This window comes from Kitasatospora sp. NPDC002551 (genome assembly GCF_040296005.1).
Taxonomy (GTDB): domain Bacteria; phylum Actinomycetota; class Actinomycetes; order Streptomycetales; family Streptomycetaceae; genus Kitasatospora.
The window spans coordinates 39,209-58,989 of the sequence record NZ_JBEOWI010000015.1 but is presented as its reverse complement, the minus strand read 5'-3'; the positions used below and the strand labels follow the sequence as shown (position 1 = coordinate 58,989).

The 19,781-nt window shown below is 75.1% G+C and carries 17 protein-coding genes and 1 tRNA gene; 12 read left to right on the top strand and 6 right to left on the bottom strand.

The genetic code is table 11. The features are described 5' to 3' along the window. Positions 1–7: 7 nt before the first annotated feature. From cysS to ABT093_RS15815, 3 genes are all read left to right on the top strand, one after another. The gene (gene cysS, locus ABT093_RS15825) at positions 8–1,402 is read left to right on the top strand and encodes a cysteine--tRNA ligase (RefSeq protein ID WP_350564517.1); all 1,395 of its coding nucleotides are present in this window, start codon (positions 8–10) and stop codon (positions 1,400–1,402) included. A 139-nt stretch (positions 1,403–1,541) separates the two neighbouring features. Then, a complete protein-coding gene (gene rlmB, locus ABT093_RS15820) occupies positions 1,542–2,537 on the top strand; it encodes a 23S rRNA (guanosine(2251)-2'-O)-methyltransferase RlmB (protein WP_350564515.1) in 996 nt (331 codons plus the stop codon). A 264-nt stretch (positions 2,538–2,801) separates the two neighbouring features. Further along, positions 2,802–4,541: a DoxX family protein gene (locus tag ABT093_RS15815; protein ID WP_350564513.1), complete on the top strand. Its 1,740-nt coding sequence runs from the start codon at positions 2,802–2,804 to the stop codon at positions 4,539–4,541. Positions 4,542–4,650: 109 nt separating this feature from the next. Here ABT093_RS15815 and ABT093_RS15810 read toward each other — a convergent pair whose 3' ends face one another. From ABT093_RS15810 to ABT093_RS15800, 3 genes are all read right to left on the bottom strand, one after another. Next, a complete protein-coding gene (locus ABT093_RS15810) occupies positions 4,651–5,448 on the bottom strand; it encodes a nucleotidyltransferase family protein (protein WP_350564511.1) in 798 nt (265 codons plus the stop codon). A gap of 84 nt (positions 5,449–5,532) precedes the next feature. Then, positions 5,533–5,976, bottom strand: coding sequence for a hypothetical protein (locus ABT093_RS15805; protein WP_350564509.1), 444 nt, complete (start codon positions 5,974–5,976; stop codon positions 5,533–5,535). A gap of 183 nt (positions 5,977–6,159) precedes the next feature. After that, positions 6,160–7,251 carry an ABC transporter ATP-binding protein gene (locus tag ABT093_RS15800; protein WP_350564507.1) on the bottom strand — a complete coding sequence of 364 codons (1,092 nt, stop codon included), beginning with the start codon at positions 7,249–7,251 and terminating at the stop codon, positions 6,160–6,162. A 287-nt stretch (positions 7,252–7,538) separates the two neighbouring features. Between ABT093_RS15800 and ABT093_RS15795 the strand changes: the two genes are divergently transcribed. Then, positions 7,539–7,612, top strand: a tRNA-Thr gene (locus ABT093_RS15795). A 60-nt stretch (positions 7,613–7,672) separates the two neighbouring features. On the opposite strand, the gene ABT093_RS15790 is transcribed toward ABT093_RS15795, so the two are convergent. Beyond that, positions 7,673–8,461 carry a site-specific integrase gene (locus ABT093_RS15790; RefSeq protein ID WP_350564505.1) on the bottom strand — a complete coding sequence of 263 codons (789 nt, stop codon included), beginning with the start codon at positions 8,459–8,461 and terminating at the stop codon, positions 7,673–7,675. A gap of 204 nt (positions 8,462–8,665) precedes the next feature. On the opposite strand from ABT093_RS15790, the gene ABT093_RS15785 reads away from it, so the two are divergent. The 3 genes from ABT093_RS15785 (at position 8,666) to ABT093_RS15775 (ending at position 10,928) form a co-directional block, all read left to right on the top strand. After that, positions 8,666–9,997 carry an MFS transporter gene (locus ABT093_RS15785; RefSeq protein WP_350564504.1) on the top strand — a complete coding sequence of 444 codons (1,332 nt, stop codon included), beginning with the start codon at positions 8,666–8,668 and terminating at the stop codon, positions 9,995–9,997. Positions 9,998–10,047: 50 nt separating this feature from the next. Beyond that, the gene (locus ABT093_RS15780; RefSeq protein ID WP_350564502.1) at positions 10,048–10,284 is read left to right on the top strand and encodes a hypothetical protein; all 237 of its coding nucleotides are present in this window, start codon (positions 10,048–10,050) and stop codon (positions 10,282–10,284) included. 92 nt (positions 10,285–10,376) lie between these two features. Next, positions 10,377–10,928, top strand: coding sequence for a methylated-DNA--[protein]-cysteine S-methyltransferase (locus ABT093_RS15775; RefSeq protein ID WP_350564500.1), 552 nt, complete (start codon positions 10,377–10,379; stop codon positions 10,926–10,928). Between the two features lie 19 nt (positions 10,929–10,947). Here the strand turns inward: ABT093_RS15775 and ABT093_RS15770 are convergent, their stop codons facing one another. Continuing rightward, positions 10,948–12,024 (bottom strand): ATP-grasp domain-containing protein, encoded by a 1,077-nt coding sequence (locus ABT093_RS15770; RefSeq protein ID WP_350564498.1) that lies wholly within the window; start codon positions 12,022–12,024, stop codon positions 10,948–10,950. Between the two features lie 349 nt (positions 12,025–12,373). On the opposite strand from ABT093_RS15770, the gene ABT093_RS15765 reads away from it, so the two are divergent. Together ABT093_RS15765 and ABT093_RS15760 are read left to right on the top strand one after the other, a co-directional pair. Beyond that, positions 12,374–13,801, top strand: a complete 1,428-nt coding sequence (locus ABT093_RS15765) for a family 2B encapsulin nanocompartment shell protein (protein ID WP_350564496.1) — start codon at positions 12,374–12,376, stop codon at positions 13,799–13,801. Between the two features lie 59 nt (positions 13,802–13,860). Continuing rightward, positions 13,861–14,910 carry a family 2 encapsulin nanocompartment cargo protein polyprenyl transferase gene (locus ABT093_RS15760; RefSeq protein WP_350564494.1) on the top strand — a complete coding sequence of 350 codons (1,050 nt, stop codon included), beginning with the start codon at positions 13,861–13,863 and terminating at the stop codon, positions 14,908–14,910. A gap of 80 nt (positions 14,911–14,990) precedes the next feature. Here the strand turns inward: ABT093_RS15760 and ABT093_RS15755 are convergent, their stop codons facing one another. Then, on the bottom strand, positions 14,991–16,031 hold the full coding sequence (locus tag ABT093_RS15755; RefSeq protein ID WP_350564492.1) for an NAD-dependent epimerase/dehydratase family protein: 1,041 nt from the start codon (positions 16,029–16,031) through the stop codon (positions 14,991–14,993). Positions 16,032–16,189: 158 nt separating this feature from the next. Here ABT093_RS15755 and ABT093_RS15750 point away from each other — a divergent pair, with 158 nt between their 5' ends. The 3 genes from ABT093_RS15750 to ABT093_RS15740 all read left to right on the top strand — a co-directional run bounded on the left by ABT093_RS15750 (position 16,190) and on the right by ABT093_RS15740 (position 19,770). Further along, positions 16,190–17,584, top strand: a complete 1,395-nt coding sequence (locus tag ABT093_RS15750) for a DUF1254 domain-containing protein (RefSeq protein WP_350564490.1) — start codon at positions 16,190–16,192, stop codon at positions 17,582–17,584. 53 nt (positions 17,585–17,637) lie between these two features. After that, a complete protein-coding gene (locus ABT093_RS15745) occupies positions 17,638–18,978 on the top strand; it encodes a DUF1254 domain-containing protein (RefSeq protein WP_350564488.1) in 1,341 nt (446 codons plus the stop codon). Positions 18,979–19,098: 120 nt separating this feature from the next. After that, complete coding sequence (locus ABT093_RS15740) at positions 19,099–19,770, top strand: GAP family protein (protein WP_350564487.1); 672 nt, start codon at positions 19,099–19,101, stop codon at positions 19,768–19,770. Positions 19,771–19,781 lie beyond the last annotated feature (11 nt).

The window sequence follows — 19,781 nt, the reverse complement described above, 5'->3', positions numbered from 1 at the left end:
TGACGCTGTGAGCATTCGACTGTACGACACCAGCACCCGACAGGTACGCGACTTCGTCCCGCTTGTCCCGGGTTGTGTCTCGATCTACCTGTGCGGCGCTACCGTCCAGTCGGCGCCACACATCGGGCACATCCGCTCCTATCTCAACTTCGACGTGATGCAGCGGTGGTTCGCCTACCGCGGCTACCAGGTGACCTTCGCCCGGAACGTCACCGACATCGACGACAAGATCATCGCCAAGGAGCGCGAGCTCGGCACGCCGTGGTGGCAGATCGCCTACGAGAACGAGCGCGCCTTCAACGACGGCTACAACGCGCTCGGCTGCCTGCCGCCGACCGTCGAACCGCGCGCGACCGGGCACATCCCCGAGATGGTCGAGATGATGCGCGGGCTCATCGAGAAGGGCCACGCCTACGCGGCCGACGGCAACGTCTACTTCGACGTGAAGTCGTACCCCGACTACCTCGCGCTCTCCAACCAGAAGCTGGAGAACCTCCAGCAGCCCTCCGGCGAGAACGAGACCGGCAAGCGCGACCCGCGCGACTTCGCGATGTGGAAGGCCGCCAAGCCGGGCGAGCCGAGCTGGGAGACCCCGTGGGGCCGCGGCCGTCCGGGCTGGCACCTGGAGTGCTCGGCGATGGCCCACAAGTACCTGGGCCCGGCCTTCGACGTCCACGGCGGCGGGCTCGACCTGATCTTTCCGCACCACGAGAACGAGATCGCCCAGTCCAAGGCCTACGGCGACGGCTTCGCCAACTTCTGGGTGCACAACGCCTGGGTCACCATGGCCGGCGAGAAGATGAGCAAGTCGCTGGGCAACTCGGTGCTGGTCTCCGAGATGGTCCGGCGCTGGCGGCCGATCGTGCTCCGCTACTACCTGGCGGCCCCGCACTACCGCTCGATGATCGAGTACAGCGAGGAGTCGCTGCGCGAGGCCGAGGCCGGTTTCGGCCGGATCGAGGGCTTCATCCAGCGCGCCGTGGAGCGCTGCGGGAAGGTCGACGCGGCGCCCGAGGTGCCGCCGGCCTTCGCCGAGGCGATGGACGACGACCTGGGCGTGCCGCAGGCGCTGGCCATCGTGCACACCGCCGTCCGCCAGGGCAACAGCGCCCTCACCGCGGACGACAAGGAGAGCGCGGTGGCGCGCTTGGCCGAGGTCCGTGCGATGCTCGGAGTACTGGGTCTGGACCCGCTCGACCCGCAGTGGACCGGGACGGAGCGCGGCGAGGACCTGCACGGCGTGGTCGACTCGCTGGTCCGCCTCGTCCTGGACCAGCGCCAGGCGGCACGGGCCCGCAAGGACTTCGCGACCGCGGACGCCATCCGCGACCAGCTCGGCCTGGCCGGGCTGGCGATCGAGGACACCCCGTCCGGCCCGCGCTGGACGATCAACAGCCAGTAACCCCCGGGCGACCGAGGGGTGAGGTGGGCCGTACCGGACCGGTGCGGCCCTCCCGCATGACGGAGCGCATGCCGTCGGGCGCCACCGGCACGGGCCGGTGCGGCCGGCCATGCCGCACAGACAGACAGGAAGTACAGCCATGGCCGGCAACAGCCAGCGCAGGAACCGCCGCAACCCCGGGTCGAAGAAGGGCGCGAGTGTCGGTACCGGCGGCCACAGCCGGAAGGCGCTCCAGGGCAAGGGCCCGACCCCGCCCGGCGAGGAGCGCAAGGGCCACCCGAAGCAGCGGGCCGCCAACGCCGCGCTCAAGCGCGAGCGGGACGCCAAGGCCCGGGCCGGCATGCGCCGGGCCGGTGGCGGCGGCCGGGGCGGCCGCGGCGGCGCCGGCTCCGCCGAGCTGGTCTTCGGCCGCAACTCGGTGGTCGAGGCCCTGCAGGGCGACGTGCCGGCCAACGCGCTGTACGTCCAGCAGTTCATCGACACCGACGACCGGGTCCGCGACGCCTTCCAGGCCGCCAACGACCGCGGCATCCCGCTGATGGAGGCCCCGCGCCCGCAGCTGGACCAGATGACCGGCGGGATGAACCACCAGGGCCTGGTGCTGCAGGTCCCGCCGTACGAGTACGCGCACCCCGAGGACCTGCTGGACGAGGCCGCGGACAGCGGCCGCGACGCGCTGATCGTCGCGCTGGACGGCGTCACCGACTCCCGCAACCTGGGCGCCGTGGTCCGTTCCGCCGCCGCCTTCGGCGCGCACGGCGTGGTCATCCCGGAGCGCCGGGCGGCCGGCATGACCGCCGGTGCCTGGAAGACCTCCTCGGGAGCGGCGGCCCGGCTGCCCGTCGCCCGGGCCACCAACCTGACCCGCGCCCTGGAGGCGTACCAGAAGGCCGGGCTGATGGTGATCGGCCTGGCGGCCGACGGCGAGGCCGAGATCGGCGACCTGGAGGCGCTGACCGGGCCGGTGGTGATCGTCGCGGGCAGCGAGGGCAAGGGCCTGTCCCGGCTGGTCTCGGAGACCTGCGACCTGCGGGTGCGGATCCCGATGTCGGGGCTGACCGAGTCGCTGAACGCGGGCGTCGCGGCCGGCGTCGTGCTGTACGAGGCGGCCCGGCTGCGCGCCAAGGTCGGCTGACCACCGCACCCTCCGGGGGCGGGTGAGGGCCCGAGCACAGCGCGGGTGCCCGGCGCAACGCGTTCTCCGCAACCGCCCGCCGTTCGCCCGCAAGTCAGGGGAAAGCGATCGGATCCGCCCGGATCCGATCGCTTTTCTCATGATCACTTCAAGGGGACTCCCGATATCCACTCGGGAGAGTGTCCTAACCGGGCGTCACCCGGTTAGACGGGCGTGGACACCAGAACACCTCGGCGCCCGCTCCTGGGCGGTGGCAGCCCCGGGATGGACGCGGGCCCCGGCCTCAACACCGTCAAGGTGCCGTCGGACCCGGCGCGCCTCAGCAGCACCCAGGCGAGCTTCCGGCTCAGGCTCGGCGCCCCGGTGGCGCCGTTGATCGACGCGCCGGCCGGACTGCTGTCCACCGGCGCCGCGTTCGGCGACCCCTACGGCGCCCAGGGCCTGATCCGCCGCCCGCTGGTCACCCCGCAGGTGGTCGTCCCCGCGGCCGACGTGCCCTCGCTCGTCGGCGGTCTCGCCGGGGCACCGCCGCGCCGCAAGGGGCGGGTCACCCCGGTCACCTGGACCGGCGAGGCGCGCCCGGGCGACGTCGCGGCCACCCAGCTGCTGGAGGCCGTCCGGCTGGGCGCCGTCCCGGCCGGCGTCGGCGGACGCGGCGGACGCTCCGGCGGCTCCCTGGCGGACGCGGACACCCAGCTGATCCCGCCGTACGGCGGCGCCCGGGCGGTGCCCCGCCAGCCGCGCGAGGGCGGCGGCACCGCCACCCAGGGCGGCGTCGGCCCGGTCGGCGCGCCGCAGGGCTGGACGCCCAGCGGCGAGCTGCCCGAGGTCTCGGCCGCCGGCGCCGAGGGCCGCCAGCCCTGGTACCCCGGCCGCCGGGTCGACCTCGGCCTGGTGCTGCTGCCGCTGCGCGCCGTGCTCGGCTCGCTCTCCGTCTACGCCGGGTTCAGCAAGCTCTGCGACCCGGTGTACTTCGACGGCGGCGAGCGCGGCTCGATGATGCGCTGGCTCTCCTCGCTGCACCCCTGGAAGGTCGCCGAGCCGCTGCTGTCCTTCGCCATGGCGCACCCGGTCGGCTCCGGCCTGGTGGTGTCGTTCGCCGAGATCGTGGTCGGCGTGCTGACCGTGCTCGGACTCTGGCAGCGGCTCGCGGCCGGCACGGCGATGGCGCTGTCCGCCGCGCTGCTGTTCACGGTGAGCTGGCGGGCCGTCCCGGTGTACGACACGCCCGACCTGATCTTCCTGGCGGCCTGGAGCCCGCTGCTGATCGCCGGGGCGCCGTTCGCCTCGCTGGACGGCCGGCTCGGCCTGGAGGCCTGGCGGCGCTACGGCGCCGGCGCCCCGGCCGCGCTGCGCCGCCGGGTGCTGCGGCGCGGCGCGGTGGTCGCCTCGGTGGTCATCGGCCTGACCCTGCTGCTCGGCTCGATGCTGGGCGCGGCGGTCCGCACCGGCGCCCGGCCGCAGCCGCCCGCGCCGCCCCGGCCGGCCACCGAGTACGGCACGCCGGTCTGGCCGAGCGGCGGACCGTCCGCGACCCCGGGCGCCAAGGCCCCGGCCGCCCCGGCGACCTCGCCGGCCCCGACCCGGCCGGCCGCGCCGAGCGCCGCGCCCACCACCGCGGCGCCGTCCGCCACCCCGTCCGCGTCGAAGCCGGGCACGGCCCCGGCCACCGCCACGCCGAGCGGCAGGGCGAAGGCCTCGGGCCGGCCGGAGACCGGGACGGCCCCCTCCGGGGCGCCGGCGGCCGGGCCGTCCAGCGCACCGGCCCCGGCCGGGTCGGCGCCCGCGCAGCGCGCCACCCCGGGCCCGGCGACCGGCACCGGTTCGGCGCCCAAGCCCGCGCCGAGCGCCGGGACCGGCGCCCCGAGCGGCTCCGGCAACGGCGCGGGCGGCTCCGGCTCGGGGCTGCTGGGCGGGGTGCTGGGCAGCGCTCCGCTGGCCGAGCTGTCCGGCGGCGGTGCCCGCCCGTCCGCCGCCCGCCCTGGGGCGGCGACGGCCACCTGACGGACCGGGCGATCGGCCCGGTGACGGCGATCGGCCGGGTGCTCCGTGGGGGAGCACCCGGCCGATCGCGTTGCCGCGGGGCCGGCTCGGGCCGTCGCGGGGGTGCGGGTCAGGACACCGCGGGGGCGCGGCCGGCGCCGGAGGCGAGCTCCTTGGCGGCCTCGGTGAGGTCCTTCGCGGTGTCGATGGCCCGCCAGTAGACGCCCTGCGGCAGCTGGTAGCCGGCCAGCCGCTTGCCGCGGGCCAGCTGCGGGAAGGTGGTCCGCTCGTGGTCGCCGACGTCCGGCAGCAGATCGGCGAACTCCGGGCTGAAGACGTAGAGGCCGGCGTTGATGAGGAACGGCGAGGGCGGGGCCTCGATGAAGTCCAGGACGTTGCCGAACTGGTCGGTCTCCACCGCGCCCCACGGGATCCGCGGCCGGGCCAGCGCGAGGGTGGCGACGGCGTCCCGCTCGTGGTGGAAGGCGGCCATGTCGCGCAGGCTGAACCTGGTCCAGATGTCGCCGTTGGTGGCGTACCAGGGCTCGTCGGGGCGGGGCAGCGCCTTCGCGGCGTACTTGAGCCCGCCGCCGCGGCCGAGCGGCTCGGCCTCGACCACGGTGCGGACCCGCAGCGGCAGGTCGGCCTTGTCGAGCCACTCCTCCAGCACGTCCGCGAGGTGGCCGCAGGAGATGACCACGTCGGTGACGCCCTCGGAGGCGAGCCAGGCCAGCTGGTGGCCGAGGATCGGGGTGCCCGTGCCGGGGATCTCGACCAGCGGCTTGGGGCGGTCGTCCGTGTAGGGGCGCAGCCGGGAGCCCTGGCCGCCGGCCAGGATGACGGCCTGGGTCACCGGCACCGGCACCGGGCCGAGGGCGGGTGCGGGAGTGTGCGGGGGAGTGGCCGTGGGGCCGGAGTCAGCGGTCATGGCTGAACAATAGGCGCACCCGCCCCGGCCGTTCCGCCGCCGGTCACCCGGCCGTCCGGGTGCCGGGTTCCACCCGCGTCGTCGTCAGCTCGCGGCGCCGGCGGCGAACGAGCCGTCGCAGACCGGGCGGGCGAAGGAGCGGGCCCGCTGGACGTCGCCCTGGTACTTGCGCACCGCCGCCTTGCCCAGCTCGGTGGCGAGCGAGGTGCAGTACGGGGTGAGCTCGGGCTGCTCGCGCATCGAGCGCTCCAGCAGGTCCAGCGCGCTGCCCGGGTTGTGGGCGCGCAGCTCGTCCAGGAGCGTGACGCGCAGCGCGTCCTGCGGGGCGAGGCCGTCCGGGGTCCGCCCGGTGCCCGCCGTCCGGCCGATCCCGGCGCCGTCCTCGCTGGCGGCCGCCACCACCTGCTGGTCCAGCGAGGTCGGCGGGGCCCACGGCACCCTGGTCACGGCGAGGGTGCCGGTGGTCACCAGGACGACGGGCAGGGCGAGGGCGATGGTCTGGCCGATGCGGCGAACTAGCTGCTTCACGCAAAGGAGCGTAGCGGTGCGTGCGGGCATCCTCGCCCTCCGTTACCCCATCGGGTGACGCACTGTCCCGGTTCGTCCCGGTGTCGTGTTGACGGGCATCACCCGTCGGAGTGGCCGCGGACGGCGGGAGCCCCGTCGGACCGGGTGACGGTCCGACGGGGCTCCGGGGTGGAACGGGTGGCCTCAGCTGGAGAGGCGGGCGCCGGTGCTGGTGGCGAACACGTGGGTCTCGCCGGCGATCGGCACGACGTGGATGGTCTCGCCGCGGGCGGGGATCTGCCGGCCGTGCACGCGGACGACCAGTTCCTTGTCCTCGCCGTTGATCTTGGTGGTGCCGTACACGAAGCCGTCCGAGCCGAGCTCCTCGACCACGTTGACGGTGACGGCCACGCCCTCGATGCCGCCGCCCGAGACGACCTCGAAGTGCTCCGGGCGGATGCCGACGGTCACGGTCTTGTCGGTGCCGGCGCCGGCCAGGTCCTCGCGCGAGATGTTGACGACCGAGCCGCCGAACTTCACGCCGCCGTCGACCAGCGGCACCTCGACCAGGTTCATCGCGGGCGAGCCGATGAAGCCGGCCACGAAGAGGTTGGCGGGCTTGTCGTACATGTTGCGCGGGGTGTCGACCTGCTGCAGGATGCCGGCCTTGAGCACCGCGACCCGGTCGCCCATGGTGAGCGCCTCGGTCTGGTCGTGGGTGACGTAGACGGTGGTGATGCCCAGGCGGCGCTGCAGACCGGCGATCTGGGTGCGGGTCGAGACGCGGAGCTTGGCGTCCAGGTTGGACAGCGGCTCGTCCATCAGGAAGACCTGCGGCTCGCGGACGATCGCGCGGCCCATCGCGACGCGCTGGCGCTGACCGCCGGAGAGCGCCTTCGGCTTGCGGTCCAGGTACTCCGTCAGGTCGAGGATCTTGGCGGCCTCCTCGACCTTGGTGCGGATCTCGCTCTTGTTGACGCCGGCGATCTTGAGCGCGAAGCCCATGTTCTCCGCGACGGTCATGTGCGGGTAGAGCGCGTAGTTCTGGAACACCATCGCGATGTCCCGGTCCTTCGGCGGAAGGTGGGTCACGTCGCGGTCGCCGATCCGGATGGCGCCGCCGTTGACGTCCTCCAGGCCGGCCAGCATGCGGAGGCTGGTCGACTTGCCGCAGCCGGAGGGGCCGACCAGGACGAGGAACTCGCCGTCGGCGATGTCCAGGTCCAGCGCGTCGACCGAGGGCTTGGTCGCCCCGGGGTAGACACGGGTCGCCTTGTCGTACGTCACAGAAGCCATGGCTGTGCTCTCCTTCACCGGCAGGAACGTGCCGGACGATCCGAGTAAAGGTGGGTGGTACCGCTCGGGCCGGTCCCGCCGTCGTGGTCTGGACCACTGCGCGAACCGGCTCCGGGTGACGCTACCTGCGCGTCCGCCGCTTGTCAGCCCCCGGCCGTCCCGATTTAGGCATCGGTTCCATCACGCCCGCCCGGCCCCGCCGGCCCCCGGATATCCCCACACCGCCCGCGCCCCGCCCGGTAGACTGCCCCCGGTGCCGCCGTGACCTCGTCGCGGACGGTCACCATGCCTCCTTAGCTCAGCTGGCCAGAGCACCGCTCTTGTAAAGCGTAGGTCGTCGGTTCGAATCCGACAGGGGGCTCCGCGCAGGACCTCTTCACGGGCCCTTCCGCCGAGACGGCGGAAGGGCCTTCGTCGTTCCTCAGGGCCGCGGCGGGCGGAGCCGGCGCAGGGTGTGGGCGGGGGCGTGGGCGGTGAGGAGTTCGGCGGCGCGGCGGTAGGAGAGCCGGGCGCGGTGGGTGTGCGGGCAGCGGTCGCGGGCGGGGGTGCCGGCGGGGGCGCGGCGGGTGGTGAGGAACAGCGGGCCGGCGGTGCGGCCGGCGAGGAGGAGGGGGAGCAGCCGGGCGGTGGCGGCCTGCCAGCCGAGCGGCGGGGCCGGTGGGCGGGTGCGGCGGCGGGCGAGGTCGAGGTCGTCGACGTCCAGGGCGAGCACGGTCTCGACGGGGGCGCCGCTCTCGTGGAGGAGGCGCCAGAGCACCTGTTCGCGCAGCGGGGCGCGGAGGGCGAACAGGGTGCGGAGCTCCTCGGCGGTGAGCGGTGCGGGGCCGGTCCCGGGGGCGGGCAGGGGGCGCGGGCGCAGGCCGTCGGCGGGGTCGGTGCGGATCCAGCCCTGGGCGCGCCACCAGGCGAGGGCGGCGCGCAGGGTGGAGAGCTCGCGGTTGAGGGTGCGCGGGTCGGTTCCGTGGGAGCGGTGCTCGACGGCGGCCCGCAGGCGGGCGGCGGCGTCGGGGTGGTCGAGCAGGGCGAGCGGCAGGACGGGCGGCCGGGCGCGCCGCCGCTCGGGGCCGGTGGGGGCGGGCCGGCCGGCGAGCGCCCAGGCCCAGGTGCCCAGGGCGATCCGGTAGACGCGGCGGGAGCCGTCCCCGAGCCCGGAGGCGGCCAGGTAACGCTCGACGGCGACCGCGTACTCGACCGGGGGGAGGAGGGTCATCCGGGCCTGCTTTCCGCAGTAAACGACGAGGATCGGGGACGGGGAAAGAATAGTCCGAAGCGCAGTAAAGAGCAGGTGGAGGGGGGTGATCGGGGGTATTTACTGCGACAGTGGGTGGTTCCGGGAAGATTGATGGGAAAAGGCTCAGGTTTTTCGGCGGAAAGCCTTGTCCGGGGTTTCCGTCCGTGGGCAGACTGGGCGACCGTGACAGGGGAGACGGAGCGGATTCAGGCCCGCCGTCGACGGCTGGGCAGCCGTCTGACCGTGCTGGGTGAACGCGATTTCAGGTGGTTCTTCGTCGGGTACGCGACCTCGCTGGTCGGCTCCACCATGGCGCCGGTCGCGGTGGCGTTCGCGGTGCTGGACGGCGGGGGCGGCGGGACGGAGGTCGGCTGGGTGATGGCGGCCCGGGTGCTGCCGATCGTGCTGGTGATGGTGGCCGGCGGGGTGGTCGCGGACCGGCTGGGCAGCCGACGGGTGATGCTGGCGGCGGACGTGCTGCGCTGCGCGGTGCAGGGCGTCTTCGCGGCGCTGCTGGCCACCGGGCACGCCTCGGTCCCGGTGATGGTGGCGCTGGTCTCCGTCTGGGGGCTGGGGGAGGGGGTGTTCCTGCCGTCGCTGGGTGCGCTGGTGCCGTCCCTGGTGCGCCGGGAGGAACGGCTCCCGGATGCCAACACCCTGCTGGGGCTGGCGCGTTCGGTCTCCACGGTGGCCGGTCCCGCGCTCGCCGGGGTGATCACGGCGGGCTTCGGCCCGCAGGCGGTGCTGCTGATCGACGCCGTGACGTACGGGGTCGGCGCGCTCGCGCTGGCCCGGCTGTCGACGGCCGCGCCGGCCGGCCCGGGCGCGGGCGGCGGCGAGGACTCGCTGCTGGCCGATCTCCGGGACGGCTGGGGCGAGTTCCGCTCCCGGCGGTGGCTCTGGGTGACCACCGTGCAGATGGCGCTGTTCAACTTCCTGGTCTGGGCGCCGTTCCTGGTGCTGGGGCCGCTGACCGCGCAGCGCGAGCTGGGCGGGGCGCGGGCCTGGGGGCTGCTGATGGGCGTGTACGGGGTCGGCGCGGTGCTGGGCGGGCTGCTGATGCTTGGACGCCGGCCGGCCCGTCCGCTCGCGGTGGCGACGCTGGCGGGCCTCGGCTGGGCGCTGCCCTCGGCGGCGCTCGCGGCCGGCCTGCCGCTGGGCTGGACGGTGGCGGCGGCGCTGGTGGCCGGGGCCGGGTCGGCGGTCTGCGGCTCGCTGTACGACTCGACGCTGCAGAGCTGGGTGCCGGCCGGGGTACTGGCGCGGGTGACGGCGTTCGGCGGCCTGGGCGCGTTCGCGCTGGGGCCGCTGGGCCTGGCGGCGGCCGGTCCGCTGGCCGACCGGGTCGGCGTGGCGGCCGTGCTGGGCTTCGGCGCGGGGTGGCAGCTGCTGGCCGGGGCGGCGGTGCTGGCCGTGCGCGAGGTGCGCGACCGGCGCTGGGAGCAGCCGGACGGGGGAGCGGAGCCGGGTGGCGCGGCGGCGGAGCCGGCCCCGACCGCGGCGGGTGCCGGCTGAGCGGGGCGGTCGTACGGTGGAGAGTGGGGGGCGAACGGAGGAGGCAGGACATGCCCGGTTCTCTCACCATCAGCCACCACGAGGCGGCCGCGACCCTGGACCACACGGACGCGGTGCGGCTCGCCGCCCTCCTGGACGAGCTCGCGCACCTGCTGGGGATCCCGGGGCCGAACCGGATCAACGACACCCAGCTCGCCGCCCTGTGCGAGGGGCGGGCCCCCGACCGGGCCGACCTGGCCCGCTGGTCCAGGGGACTCGCCGAGGAGCTGCGGGGTCGGCGCCCCTGACCCCGGCCGCCGCGGAGCACCCGCCGGACCCGCCGTACGATGACGCGCGGGGCGGGTGGTCCGCGTGCCCCGCGGAGGATGTGGGGGAAGACGTGGCGGAGCGTACGGCGGCGCCGATGACCTGGCTGACGGTGGACACCCCGCTGCCGAGCGGCCCGCTGCACGTCGGGGTGACCGCGCAGGGCGTGGCGGCCGTCGGCTACCTCGGCCGGGAGGGCGAACTCCCGCGCTGCGCCGACCCGTCGAAGATCGCCGCGGTCACCGGCCGGGTCGGCGAGTACCTGGCCGGCCGGCGCCGGCGGCTGGACCTGCCGATCGACTGGAGCCTGAGCACCGGCCCGCACCGGGCGGTGCTGCAGACCCTGCTGCGCGAGGTGCCGTTCGGGCGGACCATCACCTACGGCGAACTCGCCGCCCGCAGCGGGGTGTTCGGCGAGGTCGAGGAGCCCGGGCTGGCGGCCAGGACGGTCGGGCAGATGATGGCCGCCAACCCCGTCGCGCTGCTGGTGCCCTGCCACCGGGTGGTGGCGGCGGACGGGATCGGCGGCTTCGGCGGCGGCCGGGTCGGGATCGACGTCAAGCGCTGGCTGCTCACCCTGGAGGGCGTGCTGGAGCCCACGCTGGACTGGAACGGCCCCCTGTAGTCGCGGAGGTGACGGCGGGTCAGTGCACCAGCTCGACCGCCGGCCGGGCGGCCGGGGGCAGTTGGCGCGGCAGCACCGGCTGGATGCCCGAGACGAGGGTGTACTCGATGCCGGCCGGGTCCCCGGTCCACTCGGTGTCCGGGCGTTCGCCGAGCGCCAGCTGCACCGCGTTCCAGGGCAGGTTGAGCCCGCACAGGCGCAGCTGGTGCAGCCCGCCGGAGGGCCGGGTGTTGACGTCGATGACCACCGGCTCGCCGTCCAGGTGCCGGAACTGCACGTTGGAGAGGTAGGCCATCCCGGTCGCCTCGACCAGGCGGCGGGCGGGTTCGAGGTAGCGGGGGGCGGTGGTGAAGCTGCGGCGGCGCCGGTGCTTGCTGCGCCCGACGGCGGCGAGCAGGGTGCCGTCCAGGTCGGCGAGGCAGTCGACGGAGATCTCGGGGCCGTCGAGGAAGGGCATGACCAGCAGCTCGGTGGCGGCGTCCGGGTCCTCGCGGGCCGCCCGGTCGAGGGCGGCGGCCACCTGGTCGACCTGGACGCGGCTGTCCCAGCCGGCCAGCCGGTGGAGCCCGAACGGCTCGCGGGTGAGCACCCGGAAGCCCTCGCCGCCGGCGCCGGCGGCGGGCTTGAGGCAGGCGGTGTGGCCGGCCGACTCGATCCGGTCGACGGCGGCGACCAGCTCCCCGGCGGTGCGCACCGGCCACCACGGCGGGGTGGGCAGTCCGGCGCCGGCCATCGCCGCGTAGCCGTCGGCCTTGCTGGCGAAGGCGGCGATCGCGGTGGCGGGCGGGCAGGCCAGCGCGGTGCCGACGGCCTCGAACTCCTGGCGGTGCAGGGAGATCGCGAGCTGGTGCAGCCGGGGCACGAAGACGTCGACGCGGTGGCGGGCGCAGTGGTCGAGGGCGTAGGCGACGTAGGCGTCGGGGGTGAGGTCGGCGGGTTCCAGGGCGGCCGTGTCGGCGGCGGCGAGGACGGGGGAGTCGGGATCGGCGTGGGTCGCGTGGACCCGGACCGGGCGCGGGGCGGCGCGCAGCTGTTCGATGAAGAACACGTTCTCGGCGTACGTGCGGTTGAGCCAGACGGTGACGGGGGCACTCACGGGGCCTCCCAGGGCAGGGGTGAACGAGGGGAAGGGCTGTCTCGCGGCCGCGCTCGTCCAGTGGCCCGTGGCCCTTTGAGGTGGCACCTTAGCGGCCCCCTGCGCGGGCGTGAACGCGGGGTGGGTCCGTCGCGCACGGGCCGGGGAAGTGAACCGGACGGTTACATTCCGGAAAGAATTAGATCACTTGATCGAATGAATATCGATCAGACATTCCATTCGTCCTATTTTTTCGGTTATCCCGACCACTCGAAAGAGTGATTGCGGCGACCCTCTGAATGGGCCCACCATGATTGTTGCAAGTTGCAAGGCGACACTTCATCGGGTACGGGTACGCGAAGGGCTCCCTATGTCGACCGAAACCAACGTCGGTATTCCTGCACCGGGTGGTGAAGCACAGGCCCGGGACCAGCAGAGTCTTGCCACCGCCGCCGCGCGGAACCTCGCGACGACGACCAAGTCCGCGCCGCAGATGCAGGAGATCAGCCCCCGTTGGCTGCTCAGGACCCTCCCCTGGGTCCAGGTCTCGGGCGGCACCTACCGCGTCAACCGCCGGCTGCGCCACGCCGTCGGCCGGGGCCGGGTGAGCTTCGACCGCACCGGCGGCGAGGCCCGGATCCTGGCGCCGACCCTGCGCGAGGTGCCGGTGCTGCGGGGCTTCCAGGACGACGCCGTGCTGGAGGAGCTGGCCGGGCGCTTCGTCCAACGCGAGGTCTCCGCGGGTGAGGTCCTGGTCTCGGCCGGGGCACCGATCGACGAGGTCTTCATCGTCGCCTACGGCAAGCTCAGCCGGATCGGAACCGGCAAGTACGGCGAGGAGGCCGTGGTCGGCAGCCTGGCCGACGGCGACCACCTCGGCGACGAGGTGCTCCGGCAGGAGAACGCCAACTGGCCGTACACCGTGCGGGCGGACACCGCCGGGACCGTGCTGTCCCTGCGCTGGTCCGCCTTCCAGGAGCTCGCCGACCGCTCCGAGGCGCTCCAGCTGCAGGTCATGGAGTACCTGGCCGGGTTCCAGCAGCCGCAGAACAAGCACGGCGAGGCGGCCATCGACCTCTCCGCCGGCCACCACGGCGAGTACGAGCTCCCCGGCGCCTTCGTGGACTACGAGCTCAAGCCGCGCGAGTACGAGCTGAGCGTCGCCCAGACGATCCTCAAGGTGCACACCCGGGTCGCCGACCTCTACAACCAGCCGATGAACCAGACCGAGCACCAGCTGCGGCTGACCATCGAGGCCCTGCGCGAGCGCCAGGAGCACGAGCTGGTCAACAACGCGGACTTCGGCCTGCTCGCCAACGCCGACTACGACCAGCGCGTCCAGACCCACTCCGGCCCGCCGACCCCGGACGACATGGACGAGCTGCTGAGCCGCCGCCGCAGCACCAAGCTCTTCCTGGCCCACCCCCGGGCCATCGCCGCGTTCGGCCGGGAGTGCAACCGGCGCGGCCTCTACCCCGACACCGTCGAGGTGCAGGGCCGGCGGGTGTTCGGCTGGCGCGGGGTGCCCGTCTTCCCGTGCAACAAGATCCCGATCGTCAACGGCAGCACCACCTCGATCCTCGCCATGCGCACCGGCGAGGACAACCAGGGTGTCATCGGTCTGCACCAGACCGGAATTCCCGATGAAGTCGAGCCGAGCCTTTCGGTGCGGTTCATGGGAATCAACGAGAAGGCCGTCATTTCCTATCTGGTGAGCGCCTACTACTCCGCCGCGATCCTGGTGCCGGACGCCGTCGGCGTGCTGGAGAACGTCAACATCGCGCACCACCAGGGCTGACCACGGCAGGGCCGGCCCTGCCCCGGGCCGGCCCGTCGTACCACCAAGGGGGAGGACCCATGGGAATGTTCACGCTGGAGCGCGACCATCGCGAGGGCCACGAGGCGCAGGACGTCCTGGCGCGCGCCCGCACCCTGGTCGACCCGGTGCTCCGGGCCGCCGTGGACTCGCTGCCCGGCACCATGCGCCGGGTCGCGGGCTACCACTTCGGCTGGTGGGAGGCGGACGGGTCGCCGTCGACCGCCTCCTCCGGGAAGGCCATCCGGCCCGCCCTGGTGCTCGCCGCGACCCAGGCGCTGGGCGGCGACCCCGCCGCGGCCACCGCCGCCGCGGCCGCCGTCGAGCTGGTGCACAACTTCACCCTGCTGCACGACGACATCATCGACCGGGACGAGACCCGGCGGCACCGCCCCACCGCCTGGCTGGTGTTCGGCACCACCGAGGCCATCCTGGCCGGGGACGCCATGCACGCGCTGGCGCTGCGGCTGCTCGCCGAGGACGGCCACCCGGCCTCGGGCGGGGCCGTGCGACGGCTGGCCGACTGCGTGGTGGAGCTGTGCGAGGGCCAGCAGATCGACTGCGCCTTCGAGCAGCGCAGCGACGTCTCGCTGACCGAATGCCTGGCGATGGCCGAGGCCAAGACCGGCGCGCTGCTCGGCGCCGCCTGCGCGATGGGCGCCCAGTACGCGGGCGGCTCGGAGACGGCCGCCAAGGCGATGGACGGCTTCGGCCGGGAGATCGGCCTGGCCTTCCAGCTGATCGACGACCTGATCGGCATCTGGGGCGACCCGGCCGTCACCGGCAAGCCGGTCGGCGCGGACCTCCTGGTCCGCAAGAAGTCGCTGCCGGTGGTCGCGGCCCTGGGCTCGGCGACGCCCGACGGGGCCCGGCTGGCCGAGCTGTACGCGCTGGACCGGCCGCTCACCGGCGAGGAGCTGGCGAGCTGCGCGGCCGCCGTCGAGGGCGCCGGCGGGCGGGCCTGGGCGCAGGGCGAGTCCTGCGACCGGATGGCGGCGGCGATGACCCAGCTGGCGCTCGCGGTGCCCGAACCGTCGGCCGCCGACGAACTGCTCGCGCTCGCCGAGCTGGTCACCCGCCGCACCCACTGAGCGCGGCCACTGAGCCGGCGCCACCGGGCCGCACCCGCCGGGGCCGGAGGGCGTCCGGCCGTGGGCCGGCCCCGCGCGGGTCAGTCCACCGGGGCCGACGCGTCCAGCAGCCGTCGCTCCTTGGCCGGCTCGATGCCGTGCAGGATGCGGCCGCGCTTGCGCCCGTCGGCCTCCGTGTCCTCGGCCGGGCCGCGCTGCCGCAGCCACTCCCAGGTGTCCCGGGCGGTCTCGGCGAACGGCCGGCACCGCAGCCCGGCCGCCTCGGCCCGCCGGGTGTCGACCAGCCAGGTGCCCGCCGCCTCCGGCACGTCGGGCATCCACAGCGGCAGCTCGCTCCACGGCTGGACGCTGTCCGGGCCCTCGGCCGTCAGCGCCTCGTCCGCGACCCAGACCAGCTCGGCGTCCCCGCCCCCGGCCGCCGTCGCACAACCCGTCAGGAACTCCCCGTAGGTGAGCTGCCCGGGCGGTGCCGTGGTGAGGAAGCGGCCGGTGATGCCCGCCGTCAGCAGGTCCAGCCCGAAGACCGCGAAGTCCCGGACGTCGATCAGCTGCATCGGCCGCCCCGGCTTCCCGGGCGCCAGCACCCGCCCGCCCCGGGCCGTCCGCTCCAGCCACCACGGAAGCCGGCCGCCCTGCTCGTACGGGCCGATCAGCAGTCCGCTGTTGAGGACCAGCGCGCGCTCGGCGCCGAAGTACTCCAGGACGGCGCGCTCGCAGCCGGCCTTGAGCGCGGCGCTGAACTCCTGCCCGGGCGGGGTGTCGGCCGGGCAGGGGTGCAGCGCCGAGGTCTCGTCGACCACCTGGGCGGGCCAGTCGGCGAAGGCGTGCACGGAGGAGATCAGCGTGTAGTGGCCGGCCCGGTCGCGCAGCAGCCGGGCGGAGTGCGCGGCCTGGGCGGGCTGCTGGGCCGAGGTGTCCACCACGGCGTCCCAGGACCGCCCCTCGGCCAGCCGCGCCAGGTCGTCGGCCGAGTCGCGGTCGCCGCGGACCGCCTCCACGCCGGGCAGGTCGGCGGCCGTACGACCTCGGTTGAAGGTGGTGACCCGGTGGCCGCGGGCGAGGGCCTCGGAGGCGAACGCCCGCCCCAGGAAGGACGAGCCGCCGAGCAGAAGGATCTTCATACCGGCAAGGCTGTCCCAGCCCCTTCCCCGGCATGCCGCCGTTCGCCGTGGGCGTGAGAACGGTGCCCGCCCGGGCGGCCCCGGGGCCCGCGGCGGCCGAGATGCCGACCCCCTGAGGCCCGCATAGCATCCGATTTATACCGATATGTCCATCCGACATGCCCGTCGTACAGCCGCCGGGCCCGCACCGGGGCCACGGCGCAGGGAAGAGCGGCACCATGGTCAACCCGGCACTCGTGGACCCGGACACCATCCGCGCGACCGCCGCCGAGGCGTGGATCCACGGCTACCCGATCCTGCAGAACTACCGCACCCTGTACAGCCAGGCGCTGGACGAAGCGGACCCGCGCCACGTCGGCGGCTTCGGCGTCTTCCGGCACTACCCGCGCCCCGCCACCCCGGACGACACCGACGTCGTCACCCCCAACAACGACACCCCGTACTCCTGGGCCTGGCTCGACCTGCGGGCCGAACCCTGGGTGCTCTCCGTCCCCGCCACCGACCGCTACTACGTCCTGCCGGTGCACGAACTCGACACCGCCTACGCCGGGTTCGTCGGCTCCCGGACCACCGGCCAGGAGGCCGGCGACCACCTGGTGGCCGGCCCCGACTGGCACGGCGAGCCGCCGCCCGGCATCCGGAGCGTCATCCGCACGGACTCCCGGCTGGCCGGCATCCTCGGCCGCACCCACCTCGGCGGGACGTCCCCCGAGGCGGTCGCGGAGCTCACCGCCCTCCAGCGGCAGTACCGGCTGCGCCCGCTGCACGCGTACACCGGCGCGCCGGCGCCCGAGCCCGCGCCGCAGCCGCTCTGGCCGGTCTGGCGCGACGAGGTGCTCGACACCGTCGAGTTCTTCGTCCTCCTGGACTTCCTGCTCGGCTTCCTGCCCGCCGGCGCCGCCCCGCCCGCCGAGGCCGCGCTGCGCGGCCGGCTGACCGACCTCGGCATCGACGGCCGGGGCGACTTCGAGCCGGCCGCCCTGCCCCTCGCGGTCCGCGCCGAGATGGAGCGCGGCATCGCCGACGCCAAGGCCGAACTGGCCGGGGCCGCCGCCCGCACCGAGTCCTCCGTCGGGCTCTACGGCACCCGCGAACAGCTCGGCACCCGGTACCTCGACCGCGCGGTCGGCGCGCTCACCGGCCTGTACGGGCTGCCCGTCGAGGAGGCCTGGTACGGCGGCTGGCAGGCCGACAGCGAGGGCCACCGCCCGCCCGACGCCAGCGAGCGCGACTACCTGCTGCGGTTCCCGCCGGACGCGCTGCCGCCCGCCCGGCACTTCTGGTCCGTGACCATGTACGCGCTGCCCGGGCTCCACCTCGTCGACAACACCCTGGACCGCTACTCCGTCGGCGACCGCACCCCCGGCCTGGTCCGCGACCCGGACGGCGGGCTGACCCTCCACCTGCGGCACAAGCGGCCCCCCGCCGCCGACCACTCCGCCAACTGGCTGCCCGCCCCGGACGGCCCGTTCGCCCTCGTCATCCGCCTGTACGGGCCGGACGCGTCCGTGCTCGACGGCCGCTGGACGCCGCCCCCGCTCACCCCGCGCTGAGCCCGAGCGCCGCCCGTACCAGCCCCGCCCCCGGCACCCGGGAAGGACGCCCCATGAACCAGCCCGAGCTGGAGGCCCTGGCCGCCGACGCCTACGTCTACGGCTACCCGCTCGTCGCCGGCCTCACGACGGTCGACCGCTTCGTGCACGGCGGCCTGGGCGTCCTGCCCGCCACCCCCTTCAACCGCTTCGCCCACGCCACCCGGCTGGCGGGCCCGGAGGACGACTTCGGCACCGTCAACAACGACGTCCTCTACTCGGTCGCCCAGCTCGACCTCTCCGAGGGACCGCAACTGCTGCACGTGCCCGACACCGCCGGCGCCTACCACGTGCTGCAGTTCGTCGACGCCTGGACCGACAACTTCGCCTACCTCGGCAGCCGGGCCACCGGGAGCGCGGTCCGGACCTGGCTGGTCGTCCCGCCCGACTGGCACGGCACCCCGGCCGACCCCGGGCACGTGATCGCCTCGCCGACCACCCTCGCCACCCTGGTCGGCCGCTTCGCCTGCGCCGGGCCGGACGACGTCCCGCGGGTGCGCGCCCTCCAGGAGGGGCTCGTGCTCGAACCGCTGGAGGCGGGCGGAGTCGCCGCCGGGCTCCCCGACCCGGACCCGGACGTGCCCGAGCGGCTCGCCTTCTTCGAACGGCTCCGGGTCTGGACGGCCGCCTACCCGCCCGCCCCGCCCGACCGCGCCTACCAGCAGCGGTTCGCGCCGCTCGGCCTCCTCGACACCGGCCCCTCGCCGTACCGCGCCGCCGCCCCCGACTGGACGCTCGCCCTGGCCACCGGACTCGCCGCCGGGCGCGAACGGGTCGAGGACGCCACCCGGCCGCCCGAGGACCACCCGCCCGGCGAGTGGCGCGCCGCCGTCCACCTGTTCGACCACAACACCGCCTTCCTCGGCCCCGGCACCCTGGACGACCCCGAGTGGCGGATCCCCGACCGCCGGGCCGCCTACCTCAGCCGCGCCGCCGCCGTCCGGGCCGGCCTCTGGGGCTGCCACGCCTACGAGGCCCTGCACGCCGCCACCACCGACGACGCCGACGGCCGGCCCCTCGACGGCACCCGGCCCTACACCCTGCGCTTCCCGCCGGACGGGCTGCCGCCCGCCGAGGAGTTCTGGTCGCTCACCGTGTACGGCGTGCCGGACCACCGCCTGGTCGCCAACCCGGCCGGCCGCCATGCGATCGGCAGCCGCACCCCCGGCCTGGTCCACGACCCGGACGGCGGCCTCACCCTGCGTCTGAGCCACGAGCCGCCCCCCGACCCGGCCGGGGCGGCGAACTGGCTGCCCACCCCCGCCGGCCCGTTCCGCCCGGTGATGCGCCTCTACCGCCCGGGACCCGCCGCCCTGGACGGCACCTACCGCCTCCCGCCGCTGCGCCGGGCGTAGGCCCTCGCCCTCGGCGCCCGGACCCCTTCGGCGCCCGGACCCGCTCGGTGGCCGGACCGGCCCCCGCACGCCGCAGCACCGCCCGGGCCCGCCGCCGGCCACGGCCAGGAAGGAGACGCGATGGGCGACGCCGTCGGCCGGATGCTGGCTCCCGCCGCGGGCATCGCGATCAGCCCGATGGCGCTGATCGCGACCGTCCTGCTGCTCGCCACACCCAGGGGCCGGGCCAACGGGGCGGCGTTCGCCGCCGGCTGGACGGCCGCGCTCACGGCGGTGGTGGCCGCCGTGGTGCCGCTCGGCGCACGGCTCGCCGCCGGCACGGCGGCCCCGGACTGGTCCTGGTGGTGCGAGCTGGCCGCGGGCGGTCTGCTCCTGCTGCTCGGCGCGCGCCAGTGGTGGGAGCGCCCGCGCCAGGGCCGGGTGCACGCTCCGCCGGCCTGGATGCGGACGGCCGACCGGTCCACCCCCGCCCGGTCGGCCGCGCTCGGGGCGACCCTGCTGGCGGCCGATCCGAAGAACCTGCTGCTGGCCGTCGCCGCCGCCCTCGCGATCGGGACCGGCGGTGCCCCGGCCCCCGGCAAGGCGGGCGCCGCCGCACTGCTGGTGCTGATCGGCTCACTCGGCACCCTGCTGCCGCTGGCCGTCCACCTGCGCGGCGGCGGCCGCGCGGCACGCCGGCTGGAGGAGTGGAAGGCCTGGGCGGCCACCCACAACACCGCGGTTCTGCTGACCCTCCTGCTCGTCCTCGGCACCGCCCAGCTCGGCGCCGCCCTCTCGGGCCTGACCACCTGACGCCGGGTGCC

What these genes read in the sequence shown, in the direction of transcription:
- ABT093_RS15745 (WP_350564488.1), top strand. Translation starts at nt 17,638, where the DNA reads ATGAACCAGCCCGAGCTGGAGGCCCTGGCCGCCGACGCCTACGTCTAC.
- ABT093_RS15780 (WP_350564502.1), top strand. Translation starts at nt 10,048, where the DNA reads ATGCCCGGTTCTCTCACCATCAGCCACCACGAGGCGGCCGCGACCCTG.
- ABT093_RS15810 (WP_350564511.1), bottom strand. Translation starts at nt 5,448, where the DNA reads ATGACCGCTGACTCCGGCCCCACGGCCACTCCCCCGCACACTCCCGCA.
- rlmB (WP_350564515.1), top strand. Translation starts at nt 1,542, where the DNA reads ATGGCCGGCAACAGCCAGCGCAGGAACCGCCGCAACCCCGGGTCGAAG.
- ABT093_RS15790 (WP_350564505.1), bottom strand. Translation starts at nt 8,461, where the DNA reads ATGACCCTCCTCCCCCCGGTCGAGTACGCGGTCGCCGTCGAGCGTTAC.
- ABT093_RS15760 (WP_350564494.1), top strand. Translation starts at nt 13,861, where the DNA reads ATGGGAATGTTCACGCTGGAGCGCGACCATCGCGAGGGCCACGAGGCG.
- ABT093_RS15755 (WP_350564492.1), bottom strand. Translation starts at nt 16,031, where the DNA reads ATGAAGATCCTTCTGCTCGGCGGCTCGTCCTTCCTGGGGCGGGCGTTC.
- ABT093_RS15740 (WP_350564487.1), top strand. Translation starts at nt 19,099, where the DNA reads ATGGGCGACGCCGTCGGCCGGATGCTGGCTCCCGCCGCGGGCATCGCG.
- ABT093_RS15750 (WP_350564490.1), top strand. Translation starts at nt 16,190, where the DNA reads ATGCCCGTCGTACAGCCGCCGGGCCCGCACCGGGGCCACGGCGCAGGG.
- ABT093_RS15815 (WP_350564513.1), top strand. Translation starts at nt 2,802, where the DNA reads ATGGACGCGGGCCCCGGCCTCAACACCGTCAAGGTGCCGTCGGACCCG.
- ABT093_RS15765 (WP_350564496.1), top strand. Translation starts at nt 12,374, where the DNA reads ATGTCGACCGAAACCAACGTCGGTATTCCTGCACCGGGTGGTGAAGCA.
- ABT093_RS15800 (WP_350564507.1), bottom strand. Translation starts at nt 7,251, where the DNA reads ATGGCTTCTGTGACGTACGACAAGGCGACCCGTGTCTACCCCGGGGCG.